The sequence below is a fragment of the Gracilibacillus sp. Marseille-QA3620 genome, assembly GCF_054950035.1.
The window spans coordinates 3,354,255-3,378,102 of record NZ_CM143102.1 but is presented as its reverse complement, the minus strand read 5'-3'; the positions used below and the strand labels follow the sequence as shown (position 1 = coordinate 3,378,102).

General features: G+C 42.0%; 19 protein-coding genes. 15 read left to right on the top strand and 4 right to left on the bottom strand.

Translation table 11 applies throughout. From position 1 onward, the window contains the following. Positions 1 to 410 precede the first annotated feature (410 nt). Complete coding sequence (locus ACY8DX_RS16955; RefSeq protein WP_462405648.1) at positions 411 to 3,071, top strand: SpaA isopeptide-forming pilin-related protein; 2,661 nt, start codon at positions 411 to 413, stop codon at positions 3,069 to 3,071. Positions 3,072 to 3,679: 608 nt separating this feature from the next. On the opposite strand, the gene ACY8DX_RS16950 is transcribed toward ACY8DX_RS16955, so the two are convergent. Continuing rightward, positions 3,680 to 4,771 (bottom strand): M24 family metallopeptidase, encoded by a 1,092-nt coding sequence (locus ACY8DX_RS16950; RefSeq protein ID WP_049669881.1) that lies wholly within the window; start codon positions 4,769 to 4,771, stop codon positions 3,680 to 3,682. 128 nt (positions 4,772 to 4,899) lie between these two features. Between ACY8DX_RS16950 and ACY8DX_RS16945 the strand changes: the two genes are divergently transcribed. From ACY8DX_RS16945 to ACY8DX_RS16935, 3 genes are all read left to right on the top strand, one after another. Continuing rightward, complete coding sequence (locus ACY8DX_RS16945; protein WP_462405647.1) at positions 4,900 to 5,577, top strand: metal-dependent hydrolase; 678 nt, start codon at positions 4,900 to 4,902, stop codon at positions 5,575 to 5,577. Positions 5,578 to 5,672: 95 nt separating this feature from the next. After that, a complete protein-coding gene (locus ACY8DX_RS16940) occupies positions 5,673 to 5,906 on the top strand; it encodes a hypothetical protein (protein ID WP_049669883.1) in 234 nt (77 codons plus the stop codon). Between the two features lie 76 nt (positions 5,907 to 5,982). After that, entirely contained in the window at positions 5,983 to 7,287 is a 1,305-nt protein-coding gene (locus ACY8DX_RS16935; RefSeq protein ID WP_049669884.1) for a CBS domain-containing protein, read from the top strand. A gap of 81 nt (positions 7,288 to 7,368) precedes the next feature. On the opposite strand, the gene ACY8DX_RS16930 is transcribed toward ACY8DX_RS16935, so the two are convergent. After that, positions 7,369 to 7,671, bottom strand: coding sequence for a YtpI family protein (locus ACY8DX_RS16930; protein ID WP_049669885.1), 303 nt, complete (start codon positions 7,669 to 7,671; stop codon positions 7,369 to 7,371). A gap of 137 nt (positions 7,672 to 7,808) precedes the next feature. Here ACY8DX_RS16930 and ACY8DX_RS16925 point away from each other — a divergent pair, with 137 nt between their 5' ends. After that, positions 7,809 to 8,750 (top strand): DHH family phosphoesterase, encoded by a 942-nt coding sequence (locus tag ACY8DX_RS16925; RefSeq protein WP_049669886.1) that lies wholly within the window; start codon positions 7,809 to 7,811, stop codon positions 8,748 to 8,750. 385 nt (positions 8,751 to 9,135) lie between these two features. Here the strand turns inward: ACY8DX_RS16925 and ytrI are convergent, their stop codons facing one another. Next, on the bottom strand, positions 9,136 to 9,636 hold the full coding sequence (gene ytrI, locus ACY8DX_RS16920) for a sporulation membrane protein YtrI (protein ID WP_049669887.1): 501 nt from the start codon (positions 9,634 to 9,636) through the stop codon (positions 9,136 to 9,138). Continuing rightward, positions 9,633 to 9,968, bottom strand: coding sequence for a sporulation membrane protein YtrH (gene ytrH / locus ACY8DX_RS16915; protein ID WP_049669888.1), 336 nt, complete (start codon positions 9,966 to 9,968; stop codon positions 9,633 to 9,635). Before ytrH ends, ytrI begins: the two co-directional genes overlap by 4 nt. 185 nt (positions 9,969 to 10,153) lie before the next feature. Between ytrH and dnaE the strand changes: the two genes are divergently transcribed. The 10 genes from dnaE (at position 10,154) to ACY8DX_RS16865 (ending at position 23,833) form a co-directional block, all read left to right on the top strand. After that, positions 10,154 to 12,151, top strand: a complete 1,998-nt coding sequence (dnaE, locus tag ACY8DX_RS16910) for a DNA polymerase III subunit alpha (protein ID WP_462405646.1) — start codon at positions 10,154 to 10,156, stop codon at positions 12,149 to 12,151. A gap of 768 nt (positions 12,152 to 12,919) precedes the next feature. Beyond that, complete coding sequence (ltrA, locus tag ACY8DX_RS16905; RefSeq protein ID WP_462406965.1) at positions 12,920 to 14,776, top strand: group II intron reverse transcriptase/maturase; 1,857 nt, start codon at positions 12,920 to 12,922, stop codon at positions 14,774 to 14,776. Between the two features lie 109 nt (positions 14,777 to 14,885). Then, positions 14,886 to 16,307 (top strand): helix-hairpin-helix domain-containing protein, encoded by a 1,422-nt coding sequence (locus ACY8DX_RS16900; RefSeq protein WP_462405645.1) that lies wholly within the window; start codon positions 14,886 to 14,888, stop codon positions 16,305 to 16,307. A 108-nt stretch (positions 16,308 to 16,415) separates the two neighbouring features. Next, positions 16,416 to 17,654, top strand: coding sequence for an NADP-dependent malic enzyme (gene ystJ / locus ACY8DX_RS16895; protein WP_049669890.1), 1,239 nt, complete (start codon positions 16,416 to 16,418; stop codon positions 17,652 to 17,654). A 72-nt stretch (positions 17,655 to 17,726) separates the two neighbouring features. Next, positions 17,727 to 18,302: a FadR/GntR family transcriptional regulator gene (locus ACY8DX_RS16890; protein WP_049672780.1), complete on the top strand. Its 576-nt coding sequence runs from the start codon at positions 17,727 to 17,729 to the stop codon at positions 18,300 to 18,302. A 159-nt stretch (positions 18,303 to 18,461) separates the two neighbouring features. Then, positions 18,462 to 19,325 carry an acetyl-CoA carboxylase, carboxyltransferase subunit beta gene (gene accD, locus ACY8DX_RS16885; protein ID WP_049669891.1) on the top strand — a complete coding sequence of 288 codons (864 nt, stop codon included), beginning with the start codon at positions 18,462 to 18,464 and terminating at the stop codon, positions 19,323 to 19,325. Further along, positions 19,325 to 20,302 carry an acetyl-CoA carboxylase carboxyl transferase subunit alpha gene (gene accA, locus ACY8DX_RS16880; RefSeq protein ID WP_462405644.1) on the top strand — a complete coding sequence of 326 codons (978 nt, stop codon included), beginning with the start codon at positions 19,325 to 19,327 and terminating at the stop codon, positions 20,300 to 20,302. Before accD ends, accA begins: the two co-directional genes overlap by 1 nt. 282 nt (positions 20,303 to 20,584) lie before the next feature. Further along, the gene (gene pfkA / locus ACY8DX_RS16875) at positions 20,585 to 21,544 is read left to right on the top strand and encodes a 6-phosphofructokinase (protein WP_049672781.1); all 960 of its coding nucleotides are present in this window, start codon (positions 20,585 to 20,587) and stop codon (positions 21,542 to 21,544) included. A 29-nt stretch (positions 21,545 to 21,573) separates the two neighbouring features. Beyond that, positions 21,574 to 23,334, top strand: a complete 1,761-nt coding sequence (pyk, locus tag ACY8DX_RS16870; RefSeq protein WP_049669893.1) for a pyruvate kinase — start codon at positions 21,574 to 21,576, stop codon at positions 23,332 to 23,334. A gap of 106 nt (positions 23,335 to 23,440) precedes the next feature. Further along, complete coding sequence (locus ACY8DX_RS16865) at positions 23,441 to 23,833, top strand: FxsA family protein (protein WP_049669894.1); 393 nt, start codon at positions 23,441 to 23,443, stop codon at positions 23,831 to 23,833. Positions 23,834 to 23,848 lie beyond the last annotated feature (15 nt).

The following is a 23,848-nucleotide window of genomic DNA, read 5'->3' as shown; positions in this document are numbered from 1 at the left end:
AGTGAACCGTAAATTTTTTGACTCCGTTTATTTCGGGTTTGATATTTTGTAAGTTCTAGAAATAAGATTTAATGAGGAGAGGTTATGTAGATTGAATCAATTAAGGTTTGCAATTAAATGAAACGATAAAAGCCAGTCACTATGTGATTGGCTTTTATTGTTTTTTATAATAATTCATCTTAAAATTGTGCTTTTTTGATTTGTTAGTATAGTAGCACCCTCTTCAGGTTTGTAACCAAAGGTTTAAATTTATATTAAAATATTTATTTGGAGATTTTTTTATTTTATAAATTGACTTTTAAAGCAATTGTTAATTAACATTTAAATATATTGAAATAATTTAGAATATTATTTCTCCTCAATAATGGTTGAGGCAATAAGGACAAATAGCTGATAAAGGAGACTGTAGAATGAAGAAGTTTTTAATCTATTCAATTATTTTATCTTTTTTCATCTCTTGGCTACCTATCTCCACTAAACAAGCTACAGCAGCGAGTTTGGCAGATTTAGGAGTTGCTAAAGACTTTAATATTTTTGTCTTCAATAACCATACGCACCAAAGTTCCGATTCAGAAGGAAGAGTAGCGGTGGGGAATGAAGCGAAGTATAGCAATTATAGTATAGGGAGCAGCAATCAATTAGTAGAATCGAAAGATCGGTATGATTTAATTGTTGGTAAAAAGTTAAGTGCCACAGGAGGTTCCAATTTCAAAGGAAATACAGCCATTGGTACGGATGGTGTTGTAGTAGAGTATACAATGACCAATAACAATAGAGTAGAAGGAAATCCTTTTAAAGAAGATGTAATTGATTTTAATTCGGTTTATAACGATTTAAAGTATAAATCACAGAAATGGTCACAGCTAACCTCTAACGGAGAGGTTGAAAAAGTAAATACCACCCTGACTTTAACAGGTCATGACAATGATTTAAATATCTTTGAACTAACAACAGAACAACTTTCTTACGGGGAATTATGGGGGCTTAACCTAGTAGTTCCTGAATCTTCAACTGTTTTAATCAATGTAAAAGGAAGTAGTTTGAAAATGGGGGATTACTCCATATTTTTAAATGGTCAGACTGCACCATCCTCAGCTGGTAGTAGGATATTATGGAATTTCACAGAGTTGCAAGAGTTACAACTTCAAGGTTTCTCAATGATTGGTGCTATACTGGCCCCGGATGCTACCTTTACACCTAGCGGAAGTGGTCAAATTAATGGTAATTTAATTGTTAAAGATTTCATCAATTCAATGAATGGCGGCTTTGAATTACACAATTATCTTTTTAATGCCAAACTTCCTTTAGAAGATACTGAAACAAGCTATGGTTCCATAGAAATAACCAAAATAGATGCGGATACGGGAGAGCAACTATCCGGAGCTGAATTTACGCTTTCTCAAGATGGGGAAGTGATCAAAACAGGTACGACGAATGACAATGGATTCCTGAAATTCGAGGACCTGCCGTTTGGTACCTACGAATTGAAAGAAACAAAGGCACCAGAGGGTTACGAAGCAAATAATGAAGTTAAGTCTATCACAGTTGGTGAGGGAGAAAACCCGGATACCCAGCTCACAATTAAAAACAAAGCAGTAACACCGGAACCAGAAGTAAAGACCGGTTCTATAGAAATAACCAAAATAGATGCGGATACGGGAGAGCAACTATCCGGAGCTGAATTTACGCTTTCTCAAGATGGGGAAGTGATCAAAACAGGTACGACGAATGACAATGGATTCCTGAAATTCGAGGACCTGCCGTTTGGTACCTACGAATTGAAAGAAACAAAGGCACCGGAAGGTTATGAGACTAATAATGAAGTTAAGTCTATCACAATTGGTGAGGGTGAAAGCCAACTCATTCAAATCACTTTCGAGGATAAAGCAGTAACACCAACACCAGAAGTGAAGACTGGCTCCATAGAAATCACCAAAATCGATAAAGATACGCAAGAAAAACTAGCAGGAGCGGAATTCACACTTTCACAAAATGGAAAAGTCATCAAAACCGGCGTGACAGATGAAAATGGTATCGTGAAATTCGATGACTTGCCATTTGGTACTTACGAATTGAAAGAAACAAAGGCACCGGAAGGTTATGAAGCAAATAATGAAGTCAAAACTATCACTATTGGCGAGGGTGAAAACCAACACATCCAGATCACTTTCGAGGATAAAGCAGTAACACCAACACCAGAAGAGAAGACTGGCTCCATAGAAATCACAAAAATAGATAAAGATACGCAAGAAAAGCTGGCCGGGGCTGAATTCACACTTTCACAAGATGGAAAAGTCATCAAAACAGGCACGACCAATGAAAAAGGGATTGTGAAATTTGAAGACCTGCCATTTGGTACTTACGAATTGAAAGAGACAAAAGCCCCAGAAGGCTATGAGACAAATGGTGAAGTCAAAACTATTACTATTGGCGAGGGTGAAAACCAACATATCCAGATTACGTTCGAGGATAAAGCAGTAACACCAGAACCAGAAGAGAAGACTGGCTCCATAGAAATCACCAAAATCGATAAAGATACGCAAGAAAAACTAGCAGGAGCGGAATTCACGCTTTCACAAGATGGAAAAGTCATCAAAACCGGCGTGACAGATGAAAATGGAATCCTGAAGTTCGATGACCTGCCATTTGGTACTTACGAATTGAAAGAAACAAAAGCCCCAGAAGGCTATGTTCTGCTCAAACAAAACAAGGAAGTCACAATTAATGATGATAATCTATATGTTGAATTGACCTTTGAGAATAAAAAATCAATGGTATCAGAAGAAACGACTGATTCATCAGAAGATAAAACTGATTCTTCAGAAGAAGCAACTGATTCATCAGAAAGTACAACCGAATCATCAGGAGGTAAACCTGATTCATCAAGTAGCCAATCAGGTGATTCGACGGTTATAAAATCAGATACCAACAATGTTTCTAGTTTCTACGAAAAAATAACTGGTAATCCCAAAACAGGTGATGTTTCATATAGGATATTAACTGCATTTGGTATTATGATTATGGCAGCAGTAGGAATATTACTTATGAGACGATTCAAAATGAAAGGGTAAAATCTCTATTCATATGTGGTGCATCAGAAACAAGGATAGGATTTCAGTTAGTACTTAATAGAGTTCAAAATTAAGAAATGGATAATGAACAAGATAGAGAATCATTGTAGTTAGAGCCAGTCATTATGACTGGCTCTTTCTTTTTTTTAAAAATGTATCTTGAAGACTTATAGGATTTTTGAAGTTTTCCCCCTATTTTTTGAATCAATATATAATTTAACGAATTTATAATAAAGAAAATGAAGAAGGGGATGAATAGCAATGAAATTAGACGATGTAGTTTATATGAATGAGTTAGAAGGCGGACTTCTATTGCACAATGGAAAAAGGTAGTGGATTAGGAGATAAGGACGAAGAAGAATTTATCCCGTTCGAGGGATATGAAAAAACAAGTATGTTCGGATTGATTAAAAACGATTGTTACGAAGAAGGATAATCCATGGAATAAGAAATACACAAAGTGGGAAGAACCCTATGAGATATTGCAAGAGAAAAGGGCCTCCAGAATGTTTGGTGGAGAAGAATATGTAGGAGATATATCAAAGAGCATAAGATAAAAACCCATTAAAAAGCAGGAGGGGAGCCCCTCCGCTTCTTACGATTATTCATTAAAGTGTCACTAATTCTTTCGGGAATTTCGTTAGAATCTCCACACCATTTTCAGTTACATAAAGGTCATCCTCGATGCGGACGCCGGCTTTATTAGGGACATAGATGCCGGGTTCTATCGTGAATACCATGCCTTTTTCCAATTTCAGCTCATTGATCTCAGTCAAGGATGGGTATTCGTGTACGCTGATGCCAAGTCCATGTCCTAGGCGGTGAGGGAAGTAATCCCCATAGCCCTTTCCACGTATGATATTACGAGCGGTCAAGTCAACTTCCGCACAAGTGACACCTGGGCGGCATGCAGCAACAGCTGCTTTTTGGGCTTCTAAGACCGTCTCATAAATCTCTCTTTGCTCATCAGAAATTTGACCATAGGCAACCGTACGGGTAATGTCTGAGCAATAGCCATCGACAACAACACCAAGGTCAAAAAGGACAAGATCCCCTTTTTTCACTTTTGTTTGGCCTGGAACACCATGCGGTGAAGCAGCATTCTCACCTGTTAATACCATCGTTGCAAATGACATCTCAGAGACGCCTTCTTTTTTCAATTGGTATTCAAGGGCAGCGAGAATTTCCATTTCTGTTTTGCCTTCTGCAATTTCTTCTGTTCCGATTTTTACGGCGTAATCAGCAAGACGGCAAGCTTCTTTAATGATTGCAAGTTCGCTTTCGCTTTTGACCATTCGTAATTGGCGCATTTTTTCTTCGGCGGATATGTATGAAGGTTGGCCAAGAATGGCATTGAGCCCCTCTAGGCGCTCCATTGTTAAATGTTCCTTCTCAACCGCGAGTGTTTGAATGGAGACATTGCGTTTTTTCAATACTTCCTGGATACGTTCCCACGGATTCTGGGTATCCAAAATTCCGACAATTTCATATGACCAGCCTGCTTGTTTCGCGTCAGGAACCTCCATTTGCGGGCAAATCAAGATTGGCTCATCTGTCGGGAAGGCAAGAACGGCAAGCAGGCGCTCATGTGGATCGCTGTGAAAGCCGCTTAAATAGAAAACATTCTCGGTAGATGTGATAAATGCTGCATCAGCTTGTTTTTCCTTTAGCCAATCAGCTAGTAATTTTAAGTTGCTCATTTAAACTGCCTCCTGTACTCTAGTGATATGTATAGTAGGTTATCAATTAAATCAAAGAAAGTAAATTGTTAGAAAATAAAAAAATGCGGGTATTTATATCCAATATTGAAGAAAAGGAGAGATGAATCTTGAAGGTTTCTTACCATGGCCATTCCGTTGTCAAAATTGAGACAGACAAGCATCAAATCTTAATTGATCCATTTATTACGGGCAATGAGCTGACAGATTTAAAGGTCGAGGATGTCAGCCCGGACTTCATTTTATTGACACATGGGCATAGTGATCATGTCGGGGATACGATTGAGCTCGCAAAAAAGCATGATGCCCTTGTTATCTGCAACTTTGAGATGAGTACATATTTAGGTTGGAAGGGCGTGAAAACGCATGGGATGTCCATCGGGGGCGCATATGATTTTGAGTTTGGGCGCGTGAAGCTTACTCAAGCCTTCCATGGAACTGGTTTTGAAGAGAACGGTCAAATGATTTATGGCGGTATGCCGGCCGGGATTCTCGTAACGATTGATGGCAAGACGGTCTTCCATGCCGGGGATACGGGATTATTCTCTGATATGAAGTTGATTGGTGATCGGCATCCAATCGACCTTGCCTTTATTCCGATTGGGGATAATTTCACGATGGGACCGGAGGATGCGGCGCTTGCAGTTGAATTCCTGCATCCGAAACAGGCCGTTCCGATTCACTATGATACTTTCCCGCCAATTAAGCAGGACCCGCATCATTTCGCTGCCCTGTGTGAGAAGGGTGTCGTAAATGTGATGGCTCCTGGGGATTCGGTGGAACTATAAGGAACAGCAAGAAGCATAGCACCCGGCAAATCAAGGGAGCCGTGCTTCTTTTTTTGGAAATCTCTCATATATTACTCGTATAGGAGGGATTTTCGATGAAGAAAAGGTATGGATTTTGTTTTGTTGCTGCCTTTGTGATGCTAATGTGGTCATTACCTCATTTAACCTTTGAGGGGACAAGGGAGGAAATTTTATTCTCTGCTGCGTGGATGGCGCTTGCCTTTTGTGTCCTTGCTGGCAATCTGTCCGGTATTCTGTATGGAAAAGCCGGCAGAAGGGAATCCTCTAAGGCTGCAGGAGCGGCTAAGGTAAGGCAAAAAGGTGTATAAAAAAAGGGCTGTTTGATAGAATCACCCTTTTCCCATTATAATGAAGAATAATGGATAACGAAAAAGGGTGAATAGTTTGGCTACTAAGCATGAACAAATATTACATTATATTGATGAACTTCCGATTGGCCAGAAGATTTCCGTCCGTCAGATTGCAAAGGCGCTCATGGTTAGTGAGGGAACGGCTTACCGTGCCATCAAGGATGCAGAGACGAAAGGGTATGTGAGCACGATTGAACGTGTGGGAACCATTCGAATTGAGCGGAAGAAGAAAGAGAATATTGAGAAGCTGACGTTTGCAGAAGTGGTTAATATTGTGGATGGACAAGTTCTCGGAGGAAGGTCAGGTCTCCACAAAACATTAAATAAGTTTGTCATCGGAGCGATGGAGCTTGATGCGATGATGCGTTACACAGAAGCAGGGAACCTTCTCATTGTCGGAAACCGGGTCCAGGCGCATGAGCTTGCCTTGAAGGCAGGGGCGGCCGTCCTGATCACGGGCGGATTTGATACGGTGGATTCCATTAAGAGACTGGCCGATGAATTGCAAATGCCGGTTATCTCTACCTCTTATGATACGTTTACGGTAGCAACGATGATCAACCGGGCTATCTATGACCAATTGATTAAGAAGGAAATCCTGCTTGTGGAAGACATTCTTATTCCTGCTGACCGGACCGAGGTGCTGCGAGTCGGAAATACGATTGAGGACTGGACAGAGCTTAATCGGAAGACAAAGCACAGCCGTTTCCCGGTCGTTGATGAGAATATGAGGCTCCAAGGGATGGTTACGTCTCGTGATATTCTAGGGATGGCATCAGAAACGGCCATTGAAAAAGTCATGACGAAAAATCCGATTTTTACTGGAGAAAAGACAAGTGTTGCGAGTGCTGCCCATATGATGGTATGGGAAGGAATTGAGCTCCTGCCTGTTGTGGATAACCGTAATATCCTGATTGGGATCATCAGCCGTCAGGATGTCCTGAAGGCTCTTCAAATGAGTCAGCGACAGCCGCAGGTAGGTGAAACAATTGATGATGTCATAGCTAATCAGATGAATGTCGTTCAAGAGGAGGATGCTTATGAATGCGAAGTGACTCCGCAAATGACAAATCATTTAGGAACCATTTCGTACGGTGTCTTTACGGCTCTTGTCATTGAGGCGGCAAATCGTGCACTTCGCGGCTATAAGAGGGGTGAGCTGGTTGTTGAAAATATGACCGTTTATTTCCTTAAGCCTGTTCAGCTGGAAAGTATTCTAAAGATTGCCCCGAAGATTCTCGAGGTCGGCCGTAAATTCGGGAAAGTAGAGATTGATGTGTTCAATGAGGGGAAATTGGTCGGGAAAGCCATGATCATGTGCCAATTGCTCGAGCGCTGATGAGATTGCTGGATTAAAAAATGCCTTAACCATTAGAAAGGTATTCCTTGGTTAAGGCATTTTTGCTAGCAAGGCTGTCTCTTATTTAGACATGGCGTGGAATTCATCCTCTGCCAGCGGAGCAAAGTGGCGGTACATTTTAAATCCGCCATATAGGCTTAGTGCCCCCATGATGATGAAGATTCCTGCTATAAAATAAGTGATGGTCGTTTGATATAGAAATAATTGATTGATTCCGAATGTCAGTACGAAAAAGCCGAGGGTCATGGATGACTTTCCTTTCAGGCATGCACGCTGCATCGGATGATGCGTCCGGTACGTTTTCGCTTTATAGTAAATATAAAAGGACAGGGATGTCACAATCAAGAAAACTAGTATAGGCATGAGCTGGCCTCCGTTAGAATAGTATGTCTATATTGTACAAGAAATAGAATAAAATGACCAATATGGAACGACCTTCCATAAGGGTCTGATTTTTGTTTTAATAAAGAGTAGGAAGACTCATTAAAGGAGAATCGAGAATGAAAGAACGCATACTTGATGCAATTAAACAATATGAGACGATTATTATACATAGGCATGTGCGTCCGGACCCGGATGCCTACGGGTCTCAATGTGGATTAGGGGAAATAATTAAAGCCTCTTTCCCTGAGAAGAATGTATATATGGTGGGGCAGGAAGAGGAATCCCTCCGGTTTTTAAAAGAGCTTGACCAAATCCCGGATTCCGTCTATGAAAAGGCACTCGTCATTGTATGTGATACAGCCAATCAGGAGCGGGTGTGTGACCAGCGCTATACGATGGGCGACCAGCTGATTAAGATTGACCATCACCCAAATGATGATGTATATGGGGATATTGTCTGGGTGGATACATCGGCGAGCTCATGCAGCGAGATGATTTACGATTTTTATATGTTCGGTAAGGATAAAGGATTAACCATGAATAAAGAGGCAGCTCGGCTTCTTTATGCTGGCATTGTCGGAGATACCGGACGATTCCTTTATCCAAGTACAACGGATAAAACCTTTCAATATGCAGGTGAGCTGATTCATTATGGCTTTGACCGTACTTCACTCTATAATGGCATTTATGATGTGGATGAGGCCGTCGCTCGTTTAAATGGCTATGTGTTTGAGAATTTTAAGATGGATAAAAATGGCGTTGGCTCCATGGTCATCACAAAGGAAATCATGGCGCGCTTTGGGGTGAATGCCTCACAGGCTTCCCTTCTGGTAAGTACGCTTGGCGGTATTAAAGGCTTGAAGGCATGGGTATTCTTCATTGAGGAGAATAACGATATCCGGGTGCGCCTTCGTTCGAAGGGACCGGTCATCAATGGTATTGCCAAAAAGTATAATGGCGGAGGGCACCCGCTCGCATCTGGAGCCACCATTTATGATTGGGCAGATGTGGACAAAGTTATCGCGGACTTAGTAGCGGTTTGCCAAGCCGATAAGTAAAACAGAGGCTGATCTGAAAGCATGTTAAAAGGCTTTCAGATTAGTCTTTTTATTTGTGGACAAATTAGCTGGAAGGAATCGAAACTAGGATATCCGCCTATGCAATCTTTGTGTAGCCTTATCTTCTTTATGCAAAAAATGAGGCTGGGACAACGAGTTGAAATACAAGTCCGTTCCTTCGCGAAATGCACTCGCTTTCCTTAGGAGTCGAGTGCATTTCGCTCGATTCCACTAGTCACTAATAGTAGAAAGCCACCATCAACTTATGCATAGAAAACAACAAATGAAGACCCAAAGGAATAGACGATAGATTCATTCCTTTATCGTCTAATCCTTCGGGTTTATCATTGGCTGAAATACTTATGTCCCAGCCTCTTTTGATTCCCTACATTTGCTTGATTGTCAGCTCAATTTCGATATTGGTGTAGATGACTAGTTCCTTAATTTCCAGCTGGTAATGGCGGCTGTTTAGCTTAATATCCTTGTTGATGATGGCTCGTTTGAGCAGCTCCTTGCCTTTGCTGACGCTTTCTAAATCCTTTCCAATCAAGGAAGCGAAATCCTTTTGGATGCTTTGCTCCACCTCAAATATGCTGAGCGGGTCGAGCCGGTATTTCTTATAGTTGGTGATACGGATAGAAACATCCTGAACAAGCAGGCGGCTTTCATTTTTTTTGTTGAGTATTTCATATTCGCTCTGCCAAATATCGACCTCTTCATATAAATCCTTGATGGTGTCCTGCTGTGTTTGGATGAGCTGCACTTGCTTTTCCTGCAGGTCTCCGAACATGTAAAAGAAAAGGCCCCAGCTGATGACAGCGCCTATGGCGGCTCCCGCAAAGAAACGCTGCCATAGGGGGCTGCGGTAATAAGGCGGAATCCTCATGGGTGCATTTGCTCCTGGGTCAGCCAGGAAATAATCAGGGCACCAGCCTGCGCACCGCCGAGGGCTGAAATAATAAGCAGGATCTGTTTGAAGATATCCTTTGTTTCCCCATGGAATATCCCTCTTTCAAATGAGTAAACGGCATCAAAGGTACCGCCGATGGCCGCGACGATGGCCCAAATCCTCAAACCCTCCGATAAGCGGAACACATGGGTTAATGGAGGCTGTCCTGTAATGAAGGCGGCGAGTCCCCCGATTAATGACCCGCCTAAGATGACCCCTAATGAAATGAAGAAGCTGTTAATAAAGGCAGGTAAAAATGCTTGATCCATCTAACTCGTCCTTTTTTGTTTTTGTTACATGTATATGGACAGATAAAGGATATTATGAGGAAGTCCAAAAACTTTCAAAATGAAAATGCGAACATATTTTCTTTTTTTCTCCAGGACTCTTATAATAGAGAGGAAGAATCGTTTTAGATGATTTAGTTTGATTAAGAAAGAAGGATGTGACGCCAATGTCTTTTGTCCATCTTCATGTATATAGTGCCTATAGCTTGCTTGAAAGCACATTGTCAGTGAAAGAAATGGTTGCCGGTGCAAAGCATAGAGGCTACAAAGCCCTTGCTCTTACAGACCGCAATGTGATGTATGCGGCACCAGCCTTTTATAAAGAATGCTTAGCCCAGGGGATTAAACCAATTATCGGGTTGACCTGTGATCTGATGAATGAGGAGGAGACAAGTAGCTTTCCCCTCTTGCTGCTTGCGTTGAATAATCAAGGCTACAAGAACTTGATGAAAATCTCGAGCGCGATTCAGACAAGGGCAAATGAAGGCCTTCCTGACAGGTGGCTGAAAGGCTATGCGAACGGATTGGTAGCAATCAGTCCTGGGGCTGAAGGGCAAATTGAAGGACTTTTGGAACAAGGTGATGATGCAGGTGCGGCCGCCCTGGTTTATAAATACAAGCAGATCTTTGGCGAGGGCCGTTTTTATCTTTCGCTTCCCCGGAATAAAAGGTCAATCTGGGAGAAGGTGAAAAGGCTTGCTGAAGAAGCGGGGGTTCCGTTTGTTGCCGCTGGTCCAGTCCGTTATATGGATGAAGGGGATATCTTAGCCTATCAGGGGCTGACTTGCCTGAAAGACAATATAAAGCTTGCTGATATGGAAGATACAGAGATTACAAAGGAAGACTCGATGCATCTTGCCTCCGTTGAGGAGATGGTCGAGCTGTACGGGGCAGAGCCGGATGCTCTGGAGAATGCCGTAAGGATTGCGAGAGGCTGCTCCGTTACTATGGACTTCCATCAAAGGCTCCTGCCGAAGTACCCTGTGCCGGATAACAGGCAAGCAGATGTCTATTTGGCGGAAATATGCCATCGCGGTCTTGAAAAGCGCTACCCTGACCGCAGTAAACAGCATGAAGACCGGTTGAATTATGAGCTTTCTGTTATTGCGAAAATGGGATTCAGCGATTATTTCCTTATTGTGTGGGATTTCATGAACCATGCGCATAAGTCAGGGATTTTGACAGGACCAGGACGGGGCTCTGCTGCCGGGTCCATTGTGTCCTATTGCCTCGGAATCACGAATGTTGACCCCATAAAGAATGAACTTCTCTTTGAGCGCTTTCTGAATCCTGAGAGAATTACGATGCCGGATATTGATATCGACTTCCCTGATAATCGCCGGGAAGAGATGATTCGTTATGTGGCAGAGAAGTACGGTGCTCTTCACGTTGCACAAATCATTACCTTTGGAACCTTTGGTATGAAGGCGGCACTAAGAGATGCCGGAAGAGTCTTTGGTCTGAATATGAAGGAGATTGAGCAATTATCCAGAACGCTCCCTCCCGGCCAAGGGATGACGATACGCCAGGCCTTAGCAGAATCCTCGCGTCTGCGCGATTGGGTGAAGCAAGCGGAGCATCATCAAAGAATCATTGATATGGCCCAAAAGTGGGAGGGACTGCCTAGGCATACCTCTATCCATGCAGCAGGAGTTGTGATTACAGACCGCCCTCTTACGGAGACTATTCCGATTCAGGCTGGGCATGAAGGTGTGTATTTAACCCAGTTTGCGATGGAATACCTCGAGGAGATTGGGCTTTTGAAGATGGACTTTCTCGGATTACGCAATTTAACCTTGCTGGATCAGATTCTTAGGCAGATTGAGCGGTCAACCGGGCGGAGGATTCATTTGAGTCAATTACCGCTTGATGATGAGAAGACCTATGAATTGCTCTCAAAAGGCCGTACGTCAGGTATATTTCAATTTGAATCTGGTGGCATGCAAAATGTCCTTCAGAAGCTTAAACCGACCGAATTCGGCGACTTGGTGGCCGTAAATGCCCTTTACAGGCCTGGCCCGATGGATAATATCCCGGCATTCATTGCGCGGAAACATGGCAGGGAAACGGTTTCCTATCCGCATCCTGTGCTAAAGGATATCCTTGAGCCAACCTATGGCATTATTGTTTACCAGGAGCAAATTAGTGCGACACGTTTCGCATAAGGGATTCATCCCGAAAAGCGACATGCTCTGTAGTAGAGCAGAGAACTTATAACTTGAGGTTGGGAATGATAGGGTAACGCCTTGAAACCAACTCCCTGATACTCCAACATGGGATAAAGTGTTAGGAAACTTTATCTTATGAAGCTTGGTGAAGTCGGCAGAAGCAACCTAAGTCAAATGAAAAATACGAGTAGTGATTGGTACAAAAGTGGCTAGAGCCCACCCGTCAAGAAAGTATTGAGTAAGAGATATGGTTCGTGATATGCCGGGGGTCTATAAAATACTCATGGTGAGAATGTTTAAATAGCGAAACTGACGAACTTCCGAATGTACGTGTCTAAAGTTCTGGGTAGTCGAAAGGCTATTACCACTTATAAATGTGGGGTTAGTGAGGTAGAGTAAAACTTTATTTTATGAAATACCTTATAGTGTTACAGGCACTATCAAGCTAACAGGCATAAAGGAAGCACCTAAAAGTATATGTACAGATAAAGTTATAGGAACGTGGAAAGCTTAGAACGTGGAGAAATCCTAATTTCAGTGAAGCGGTAATAAGGAAAGGCTTATAGCTATAACTTATTTTTATCTAAGTGAGAGTAGTGCCACAGTACCGAAGAAACCATGATAATAAGTGGTGGAGGGATAGGCACAAGTCAAAGTTTTAGATTTAAAAGTTTTAATTAGATAATCAAAGGTTCGAGTAAGACTAAGAGAGGTAATTCACTTTGAGAATGATAAATCTCAAAGGAGGAATAACCGACTTTGACAATGATTACAAAAGAAAAGAAGTTGAAAAAGGATTCGCTAAGGTTTAATGAATATTATGGTTTTCAAGATGTATATGACCGACTATATAAAGAATCGCGCGAAGGTAAAAACTTCAGGTTCTTAATGCAATGTATTATAAGTCGAGAAAATATCTTGTTAGCGTATAGACAAATTAAATCAAACCGTGGGAGTCTGACAGCAGGATGTAATAATAAAACAATCAAAGACTTATTAAAGTTTAGTCCAGATGAAATTGTGGAGTATGTAAGAAAAAGGCTTAAGAATTACCATCCGCATAAAGTAAGAAGAGTTATGATACCAAAAGCAAATGGTAAATTAAGACCTTTAGGTATACCGACAATTGAGGATAGAATCATCCAACAATGTATAAAGCAAGTAATGGAACCTATATGTGAAGCTAAATTCTATGACTATTCATTTGGATTTAGACCAAATAGAAGTACAACACATGCGATGGCGAGATGTTATCATTTAATGCAAAGAAATAATTTACATTATGTAGTAGATATCGATATAAAAGGTTTCTTCGATAATGTAAATCATGGAAAACTGCTGAAGCAAATGTGGAATTTAGGTATTAGAGATAAATCTCTAATATCAGTGATATCTAAAATGTTGAAAGCAGAAATTGTTGGAGAAGGTAAACCAAATAAAGGCACACCGCAAGGTGGGATCTTATCGCCATTACTCTCTAATATTGTATTAAATGAACTCGATTGGTGGATACATTCACAATGGAATGGGATGAAAACAAAACATCAATATAGCTGTTCAATAGCGGTAAATAAAGCCTTACAAAAAACAAAATTGAAAGAGATGCATATCGTCCGATATGCAGATGATTTCAAAATCTTTTGTCGAACACTAACAGAGGCTAGAATAATCAAAGAAGCCACAACAAAATGGCTAAAAGAGAGATTATCGCTTGATGTTAGTGAAGAAAAGTCCAAAATAGTAAACCTTAAAAAGAACTATTCTGAATTTCTAGGATTCAAAATGAAAGTGGTTCGAAAAGGAACTAAATGGAGTTATAACAAAAGTAGTTGTAAGGATAAATATACGGTTATCTCACACATGAATGACAAAGCATTGAACAAAGCGATTGATAAAGTCAAAACGGTTGTTAAAGAACTACAAAAAGGTAAACCAAATGAACTTGCAAAGAATATTGGTAAATTTAATGCGACAATAAGTGGTTTACACAATTATTACAACACTGCTACTCATGCAAGTAAAGACTTCCATAAAGTGGATTACCTTACTCTTAAATTCAGAAAAAATCGTTTCAAAGATATAAGAACTTCTAAAGGCCAAATGAGCAAATTTATAAAAGGAAAATACGGAGAAAGTAAAGGGATTTGGTATATACGAGAAATTGCTATAATCCCAATAGCTAAAATCTCGCATAAATCACCAATGCAATTTACGAGAAAGACTTGTAACTATACTGAAGAAGGACGAAAATTAATTCACAAAAGTTTGAATACAAACCTGCAGAAAAAGATTAATTACTTAATGAAAACACCAGTCCTGTATGAAAGTATAGAATACAACGATAATCGCCTATCGTTATTTTCAGCTCAAAATGGCAAATGTGCAATTACTAAAAAAGAATTAGATATAGGAGAAATACATTGTCATCATAAAATACCTAAGAAATTAGGAGGAGATGACAAATACCATAATCTAATTATAATTCGGGATAAAGTTCATAAATTAGTTCACGCAACAAAATCGGAAGTAGTAATACAACTGATGAAAGAATTAGAACTAACAAAAGAACAAGTCAAGAAGGTAAACACATTAAGAAGGAAATGTAACTTAGAAACAATTTAACTGAATTAAGTTCAATATAAATAATCATTGAAAATCTAATTAGATAATAATTAAATTTAAAACTTGATGGAACGCCGTATGACTCCGAAAGGGTCACGTACGGTGTGGAGTGGGGGAAAAGCTGGAGATAACTTCAAAGGTTTACCTATCACTATTGCAGATTGCCTCCACAATGGCTGGATTCAGCCTTGGAGAGGCTGATCTTCTTCGCAGAGCGGTCAGCAAGAAGAAGAAGGATGTGCTCGACCAGGAAAGAGAGCACTTCGTACGCGGTGCACAAAGTAAAGGGTATGATGCAAAGCGGGCAAACGATGTGTACGATTTGATTGTCCGTTTTGCCAATTACGGCTTTCCTAAAAGTCATGCGGTTGCTTATAGTTTGATTGCTTATCAGCTCGCGTATTTGAAGGCAAACTATTTCCTTCATTTCATGGCCGGTATTATGACATCTGTTATCGGCAATGAGGAGAAGATTCTCCAATATGTACAGGAATTGAAGAGCAATGGCTATGAGATATTACCGCCGTCAATCAATAAGAGCCATTACCCGTTCACGATTGAGAAAGGATTGGGGATTCGCTACAGTCTTGCTGGAATCAAAGGGATTGGGGCGTCTGTTTTGCGGGAGATTGTCCAAGCACGCAAAAATGGTCCCTTCCTCGACTTATTTGATTTTTGTGTACGTGCTCCTGCACGGATAGTGAATAGAAAGGTGCTTGAGAATTTATGCTATGCGGGTGCATTCGATGAGTTTTCCATTGACCGGGCAAGCCTGCTTGCAAGCATTGATGTAGCATTGGAGCATGTTGAATTGGTCCGTCCGTCAAACGGTGATTCCAGCTTTTTTGATGCAGATGATGAGATGATCAAGCCAAAATACATGATGGTTGACGCGATGCCTTCTGCCGTAAAGCTGCAAAAAGAAAAAGAGGTGCTTGGATTTTATTTATCTGACCATCCGTTATCGGGCTTCCGGAGGAAATTAACACAGGCGGGCGCCTTGCCTATTGTGAAGTACCACGCTGGTATGTCCGGGTATCTCGGTGCTTTTATTCAATCCGTGAAAACGATTCGGACAAAAAAGGGAGAGAATATGGCCTTTTTGACAGCCGGTGATGAGACGGGAGAAATAGAATGTGTCGCATTTCCGGATGTGTACCGACATCATAGCAGCCTGTTGAAGGAAGGAAATATGCTGCTGTTGGAGGGAAAATCAGAGGAGCGGAATGGCAAGCGGCAGTTTGTAATCAAAACGATGTATGACTTGAATGAAGAGAATGAGCAATTGCGCTCTCTGTTTAAATCGCTTTATATCAGGCTTACATCGGATAGGCAAACTGCCGAAAATCTTGCTAGTATCAAGAAATGCCTTGCGGGATACCGCGGCAGCGTAAAAGTATATCTGCATTATGAGAAGGAAGCAAAGACGATTCAACTGTCAAAAGATAATTGGGTAAACCCTTCTCCCCATTTAATCTCAAGCCTTGAGGATATTGCTGGTAAAGGAAATGTGTTGTTAAAAGAAGATTGACTAGGAATCAGCCTGAATATTGTGATATATTGAAAGATATCATTTCTGGTCAGACCATCAAGATGGATGGGACAGATATTGTTTTATATGGAGAAGGGGTGTTTGGAGATGACGTTAAGAGAAGAAGCATTGCATATGCATCGTATTAACAAAGGGAAGTTGGAAACCGTGTCTAAAGTTCCGGTACAAAATGCGAAGGATTTAAGCCTGGCCTACTCTCCGGGCGTTGCAGAGCCTTGCAAGCAAATTCATGATAAACCGGATACAGTATATGAATATACCATAAAAGGCAATACAGTCGCTGTTGTCTCCGACGGAACAGCCGTACTTGGACTGGGAAATATCGGTCCTGAGGCAGCCCTGCCTGTTATGGAAGGAAAGGCTTTGCTATTTAAGAGTTTTGCAGGTGTGGATGCTTTTCCAATCTGCTTGAATACAAATGATGTGGACAAGATTGTAGAAACGGTCAAGCTGCTGGAGCCGACATTTGGCGGAGTCAATCTGGAGGATATTGCTGCGCCGAATTGTTTTGTGATCGAGGAACGGTTAAAAAGAGAAGCCAATATTCCAGTCTTCCATGATGATCAGCATGGAACAGCTATTGTCACGCTTGCCGGTCTCGTGAATGCGCTTAAGCTCTCCAACAAAAAAATGTCCGAGATTAAGGTCGTCGCCAGTGGAGCGGGTGCAGCCGGCATCGCTATCATTAAACTGCTATACAATTTTGGTGTGCGTGATATCATTATGTGTGATAGTAAAGGAGCGATTTTTGAAGATCGTCCCTACGGAATGAACAAGGTGAAAGCAGAGGTTGCAAAGTATACCAACCGCAGCCGCACAGAAGGGTCCCTCAAGGATGTTATCAAGGAGGCCGATGTGTTTATTGGGGTCTCAGTAGCTGATGCACTTACGGTTGAGATGGTTCAATCCATGGCAGAGGATCCAATCATCTTCGCAATGGCTAATCCAACTCCCGAAATCATGCCTGAGCTTGCGAAAGAGGCGGGAGCCAAGGTTGTGGGGACAGGGCGATCGGACTTTCCTAATCAGGTCAATAATGTGCTGGCATTTCCGGGAATTTTCCGCGGAGCTCTGGATGTACGCGCCACTCATATCAATGAGAAGATGAAGGTGGCTGCCGTGCATGCAATTGCGGACTTAATCACGGAGGAAGAGCTGCATGCGGATTATGTCATTCCTGCACCGTTCGATCCCCGGGTAGCACCAGCTGTCGCGGCTGCTGTGGCTAAAGCGGCCATGGAAACAGGTGTTGCACGTTTAAAAGTGGACCCGGAAGAGATTAGAAGAAAAACAGAGTTATTATCATCAATTGGGAAAAGCGAGTGAGGGCCAGTGGAGCAAAGGCAAGAAACAGGGCAATCAAAGGTTTATTTAGAAATCGTACGTAAGCTTCAGAAAATGATTGAACAGGACAGGCTTGTGCCTGGAGATAAGATTCCATCCGAAAGGGAGCTTTCAGAGCGGTTGAATGTGGGCCGCTCCTCTGTTCGGGAGGCACTTAGGGCCTTAGAGCTCTTAGGCTTAATTGAAACACGCAGAGGAGAAGGCACATTCATCTATAATTTCCAGGAGCACAAGCTTGTGGAACTATTGGGTTCCTTCTTTGTGCTAGAGGGAAAGACGAAGGAAGACTTGCTTGAAGTGAAGCTTCTGCTTGAGAAGGATTGCATTCGAATCCTTTCCGATCGTAGTGACCGTGATCCGGAGGCAGGCAAAGACTTATATCAATGGGCAAGGAACAATTCGTTTACCGATGAAGAATTCTTCACTAAATTGGCTATAATGACAGATAATCGTTTGATGGAGAGAATATGGAGAACTGTTAACAGCTATTGCAAAGCTTCTGGCAGTATCTTTCCTATTTCTGAGCGTAAGCAATACATCCTATTAGCTGCCATGTTAGAGAATGGGCAAAAGGACGAAGCTCTTGCCATTTATGAAGAAAAAATCAGAAAAAGTGTAACGGCCGAATAGAATGGCTGTATAACCAAATGGACTTGGCTTTATCTTTTGAGGATTCATGGAAGGAATCGTTTGTAGTTGGCGGACTATAGGCCTTTCTTCCGTAAACAAGAGGTAAGGCCACTCTTGGTTATTAAAACACATAGGGGAATGGAAAGGAGATAGGGCAGTTTGTTAAAAGATGTATTTTCAAGGGGACGAAGAAAAAAATATGCGACAATCCCATCAGATAAAGCAAAACAGGATATCCCGGAAGGTATCATGATGAAATGCCCTTCCTGTAAGGTTATCAAATATTCAAAGGAAATCATCAAGAATGACAAAGTTTGTCCTAAATGCGGGTATCATCATACGATGACGGCTTATGAGCGGATTGTGAGCCTTAGTGATGAAGGAACCTTTGAGGAAATCGATCGTATGATTGTGTCAGAGAATCCTTTATCTTTCCCGAATTATCTCGAGAAATTGGATCAGGATCGTAAGAAGACGAACATGAATGAAGCGGTCTTAACAGGAGTATGTCAATTAGGTGGTCAGACCACAGTGGTCGCTGTCATGGATTCGACATTCCGGATGGGAAGTATGGGATCTGCTGTCGGCGAGAAAATCACACGGGCTATTGAGAAGGCAGATGAATTAAAGGTGCCGTTCATCATCTTTACGGCTTCAGGCGGAGCTAGAATGCAGGAAGGGGTATTAAGCTTAATGCAAATGGCGAAGACAAGTGCCGCCTTAAAACGGTTTAGTGATCATCAAGGCTTGATTATTTCAGTTATGACCCATCCGACGACCGGCGGCGTATCGGCGAGCTTCGCTTCATTAGGAGACTATAATTTGGCTGAACCGGGGGCCTTGATTGGCTTTGCGGGCAGAAGGATTATCGAGCAGACAATCCATGAGAAACTGCCGGAGGACTTCCAAACATCAGAATTTTTGCTTGAGCATGGTCAGCTGGATGCTGTTATCCCCCGCACTGAATTAAAAGCGGCTTTGGTTAATATACTTGAGATTCACATGCCAGGAGGTAATGAGTGATGACAGGGGAATTATCGTTTGAAAAGCCCATCAAGGACTTGCAAACAAAAATAGCAGAACTGAAGAAACTTGCGGGCACCACTTCCCATGATTTTTCGGAGGATATTGAGACTCTTGAGGATAGGCTGCAGGACATTGAAAAAGAAATTTATGAAACTCTAGAGCCGTGGGATCGTGTTCAAATAGCGCGTCATTCTTTGCGTCCGACCACCAAGGACTATATTGACCGTTTGTTTACGAATTTCTTCGAATGCCACGGCGACCGGTTATATGGTGATGACCATGCGATTATCGGAGGAATTGCTAAATATCGCGGCCAGCCCGTCACGGTAATCGGCCATCAGCGCGGCAAGGATACAAAGGAGAATATCCTTCGTAACTTTGGGATGCCACATCCGGAGGGGTATAGAAAAGCGCTAAGGCTCATGAAGCAGGCTGAAAAGTTCAATCGTCCAGTAATCTGTTTTATCGATACAAAGGGAGCTTATCCAGGAAAGGCAGCAGAAGAGCGCGGTCAAAGTGAAGCTATTGCCCGCAATCTGTTTGAGATGGCGGGATTAAAGGTTCCGATTATTTGTATCGTGATTGGTGAAGGAGGAAGCGGCGGTGCATTGGCCCTTGGCGTAGGCGATCATTTGCATATGCTTGAGAACTCTACATATTCTGTCATATCTCCTGAAGGGGCAGCCTCTATTCTTTGGAAGGATTCCGCTCAAGCGAAAAAAGCGGCGGAGTCAATGAAAATTACGGCGAGGGATTTGAAAGAGCTGGAGATCATTGATGAGGTCATTCCAGAGGTACTTGGCGGAGCCCACCGAAATGTAATGGATCAGGCACGTGAAATTGACCGTATATTAGCGCAGTCTTTGGAGAAACTATCATCACTTGATAAAGATGAGTTATTAGATATGCGCTACCTGAAATACAGGAAGATTGGGAAATACAATTTCCTTGGGAGTGTTTTTACCTATCAATAAGGTGAAAATGAGGGAGCGTACAGATTTTATGTACGTTTCTTTTTTTCGGGGAAGGGAAAAAGTACATGGAATGTTCATTTTCCAAAAATATGCTGAAGATAAATAACATGATAACGTTTCCATTTTTTAAATACTGGTATAATGGGGTTTACGAAAGTTTTTTGTTATCATAGAATAAAAATTGCAATAAGGCTATATAGTTTCATCAGAGAGATTTTCCTTTCCATTCTTTACAGGTTGAAGCTCTATAGAGGAGATTATAATATACTTGAGGTGATGATCATGAAGAAAATTGGCGTATTAACAAGCGGAGGAGATTCTCCAGGCATGAACGCCGCCATTCGCGCAGTTGTCCGTAAGGCGATTTACCATAATGTTGAAGTATATGGAATATACAACGGATACCAAGGACTGGTCAATGGAAATATTAAAAAACTTGAACTTGGTTCAGTCGGTGACATTATACATAGAGGAGGAACAATGCTCTATACTGCACGTTGTCCAGAATTCAAGGAAAGAGAAGTGCAGCTTAAGGGTATTGAACAACTTAAGAAATTTGGCATTGAAGGTCTTGTTGTAATCGGCGGAGATGGTTCTTACCGCGGAGCAAGAGCATTGACAGAGCTTGGTTATCCATGTGTGGGTGTGCCTGGAACAATTGATAATGATATTCCAGGAACTGATTTCACAATTGGATTTGACACAGCACTGAATACCGTTATCGATTCCATCGACAAAATTAGAGATACAGCTACATCTCATGAGAGAACATACGTAATTGAGGTTATGGGAAGAAATGCCGGGGATATTGCTCTTTGGGCAGGTCTGGCCGGCGGAGCAGAATCTATTCTCATTCCTGAAGAAAACCATGATATGAATGATATCATTAATAAGCTGAATCGCGGGCATGATAGAGGAAAGAAACACAGTATCATCGTTGTAGCAGAAGGTGTAGGAAACGGGTTTGAAATCGGTGAGGAAATTCAAAAACGCACTGGTGCTGAAACTCGTGTTACCGTACTAGGACACGTTCAGCGCGGTGGTTCCCCTACTGCACAGGACCGCGTTTTAGCGAGCCGTTTGGCAGCCAGCGCAGTTGAATTGCTGATCGAAGGCAAGGGCGGCCGTGCTGTAGGGATCGTGAACAACAAATTGGTTGATTATGATATCATTGAAGCATTGAAGATGCCACATGTGATTGATCAAAAAATGTATAAATTATCAGATGAGCTGTCAATTTAAGTTATATAAAGTAATTAGGAGGATACAGCATGCGTAAAACGAAAATTGTGTGTACGATTGGCCCTGCCAGTGAATCATTAGAAAAGCTTAAAGCTTTAATGGAGGCCGGCATGAATGTGGCGCGCCTAAACTTCTCACACGGAAGCCATGAAGAACACCGTGCACGGATTCAAACAATTCGCCAAGCTGCAAAGGAAACCGGCAAAACAGTTGGGATCTTGCTTGACACGAAAGGTCCTGAAATCCGTACTCATGATATGGAAAATGGCGGTTTTGAATTGGTTGCCGGCCAAAATGTGACTATTTCCAGCACTCAAGTTCTTGGAACACCAGAGAAGTTTTCCATCACTTATGAAGGCTTGATCGATGATGTATATCCAGGTTCAAGAATTCTTGTAGACGATGGATTAATCGGCCTTGAGGTTATCGATGTCGATAAGTCAAAAGGTGAAATCCATACAAAAGTACTTAACACTGGAATGATCAAAAACAAAAAAGGCGTTAACGTTCCTGGTGTTTCTGTGAAATTGCCTGGAATTACACAAAAAGACGCAGAAGACATTGTTTTCGGTATCGAAGAAGATGTTGATTTCATTGCAGCATCATTCGTTCGCCGTGCAGCTGATGTTCTAGAAATCAGAGAATTGCTTGAAAAACATAATGCTGGCCATATCCAAATCATTCCTAAGATTGAAAACCATGAAGGTGTTGAAAACATCGAGGAAATCCTTGAAGTTTCTGATGGTTTGATGGTTGCACGTGGAGATCTTGGTGTTGAGATTCCAGCAGAAGATGTACCACTTGTTCAAAAGGATCTAATCAAACGCTGCAACCGTTTGGCTAAACCAGTTATCACAGCAACACAAATGCTTGATTCCATGCAGCGCAACCCTCGTCCGACTCGTGCGGAAGCAAGTGACGTTGCGAATGCAATCTTTGACGGTACAGATGCCATCATGCTTTCTGGTGAAACAGCTGCAGGTCAATATCCAGTTGAAGCCGTTCAAACGATGCACAATATTGCACAGAAAACAGAGACAGCTTTGAACTACAAAGCAATTCTTTCTGCACGCAGCAAAGACCATGATTACAATGTGACAGAGGCAATCGGCTTGTCTGTTGCTCATACAGCCCTTAACTTAAAGGTTTCTGCTATTATTGCACCGACACAAAGCGGTTCTACTGCTCGCATGATCTCCCGCTATCGTTCCAATGCACCAATCATTGCTGTTACAGCACATGAGCGTGTAATGCGTAAGCTTGCATTGGTTTGGGGTGTTCAGCCTATCATGGGAACACCGACAACAAACACAGACGATATGCTTGATACAGCTGTAACAGAATCCATGAAAAATGGCTTCGTGAACCCAGGTGATTTGGTTATCATCACAGCAGGTGTTCCAGTTAACGAATCTGGTACAACTAATATCATGAAAATCCATATCATTGGTTCTGTATTGGTGAGCGCCCAAGGTATCGGCCGCAAATCTGCATCAGGCAAAGTAGTTGTGGCGAAAGATGCTGCAGAAGCAAATGAAAAAGCAACAGAAGGATGCATCCTTGTAACAAATGCAAGTGATCGCGACATGATGCCAGCCATCGAGAAATGTGCTGCGCTTATTACGGAAGAAGGCGGATTGACAAGCCATGCTGCCGTTGTAGGATTAAGCCAAGGCATTCCGGTTATCGTTGGCGCAAAAAATGCGACAGTTGATTTGAAGGACGGACAAACTGTTACCGTTCATGCAAGAAGCGGACGTATTTATGAAGGACATGCAAGCATCCTTTAATCCATAAATTGAGAAAGAGTTGTTTAAGTTGGCCTTTTGCTAATTTAGGCAGCTCTTTTTCTTTTCGTGGTACACTGGTAGGAAGAGATAATGTAGGAGGGCTTTTATGAAACGATCAACGTTTCTATTTATCCTGATACCGGCAATTGAAATTATTGTCCTGCTGCTGTCAGGCTCTTATATTGGGATTGGGTGGACGGTATCCCTTATGTTCTTAACCGGTATTTTCGGCTTTTTCTTCGCTAAGAGGCAGGGAATACAGACCCTGAGAAGGGCACAGGAACAATTGAATAGGGGAATGATGCCTGGTGAGGAGCTCTTTAATGGAATTTGTATTCTTGCGGGTGCTTTCCTGCTTCTTTTGCCAGGCTTTATTAGTGACATTGCCGGACTTATGCTTCTTATTCCAATCACAAGGAAATGGGTCAAGCCGCTGCTAACTGCGTTACTGTGGAAGCTGATGAGCAAGTCACGAGGTACGATTAAGATTATCCGTTAAGTGAGCAGGCATGTT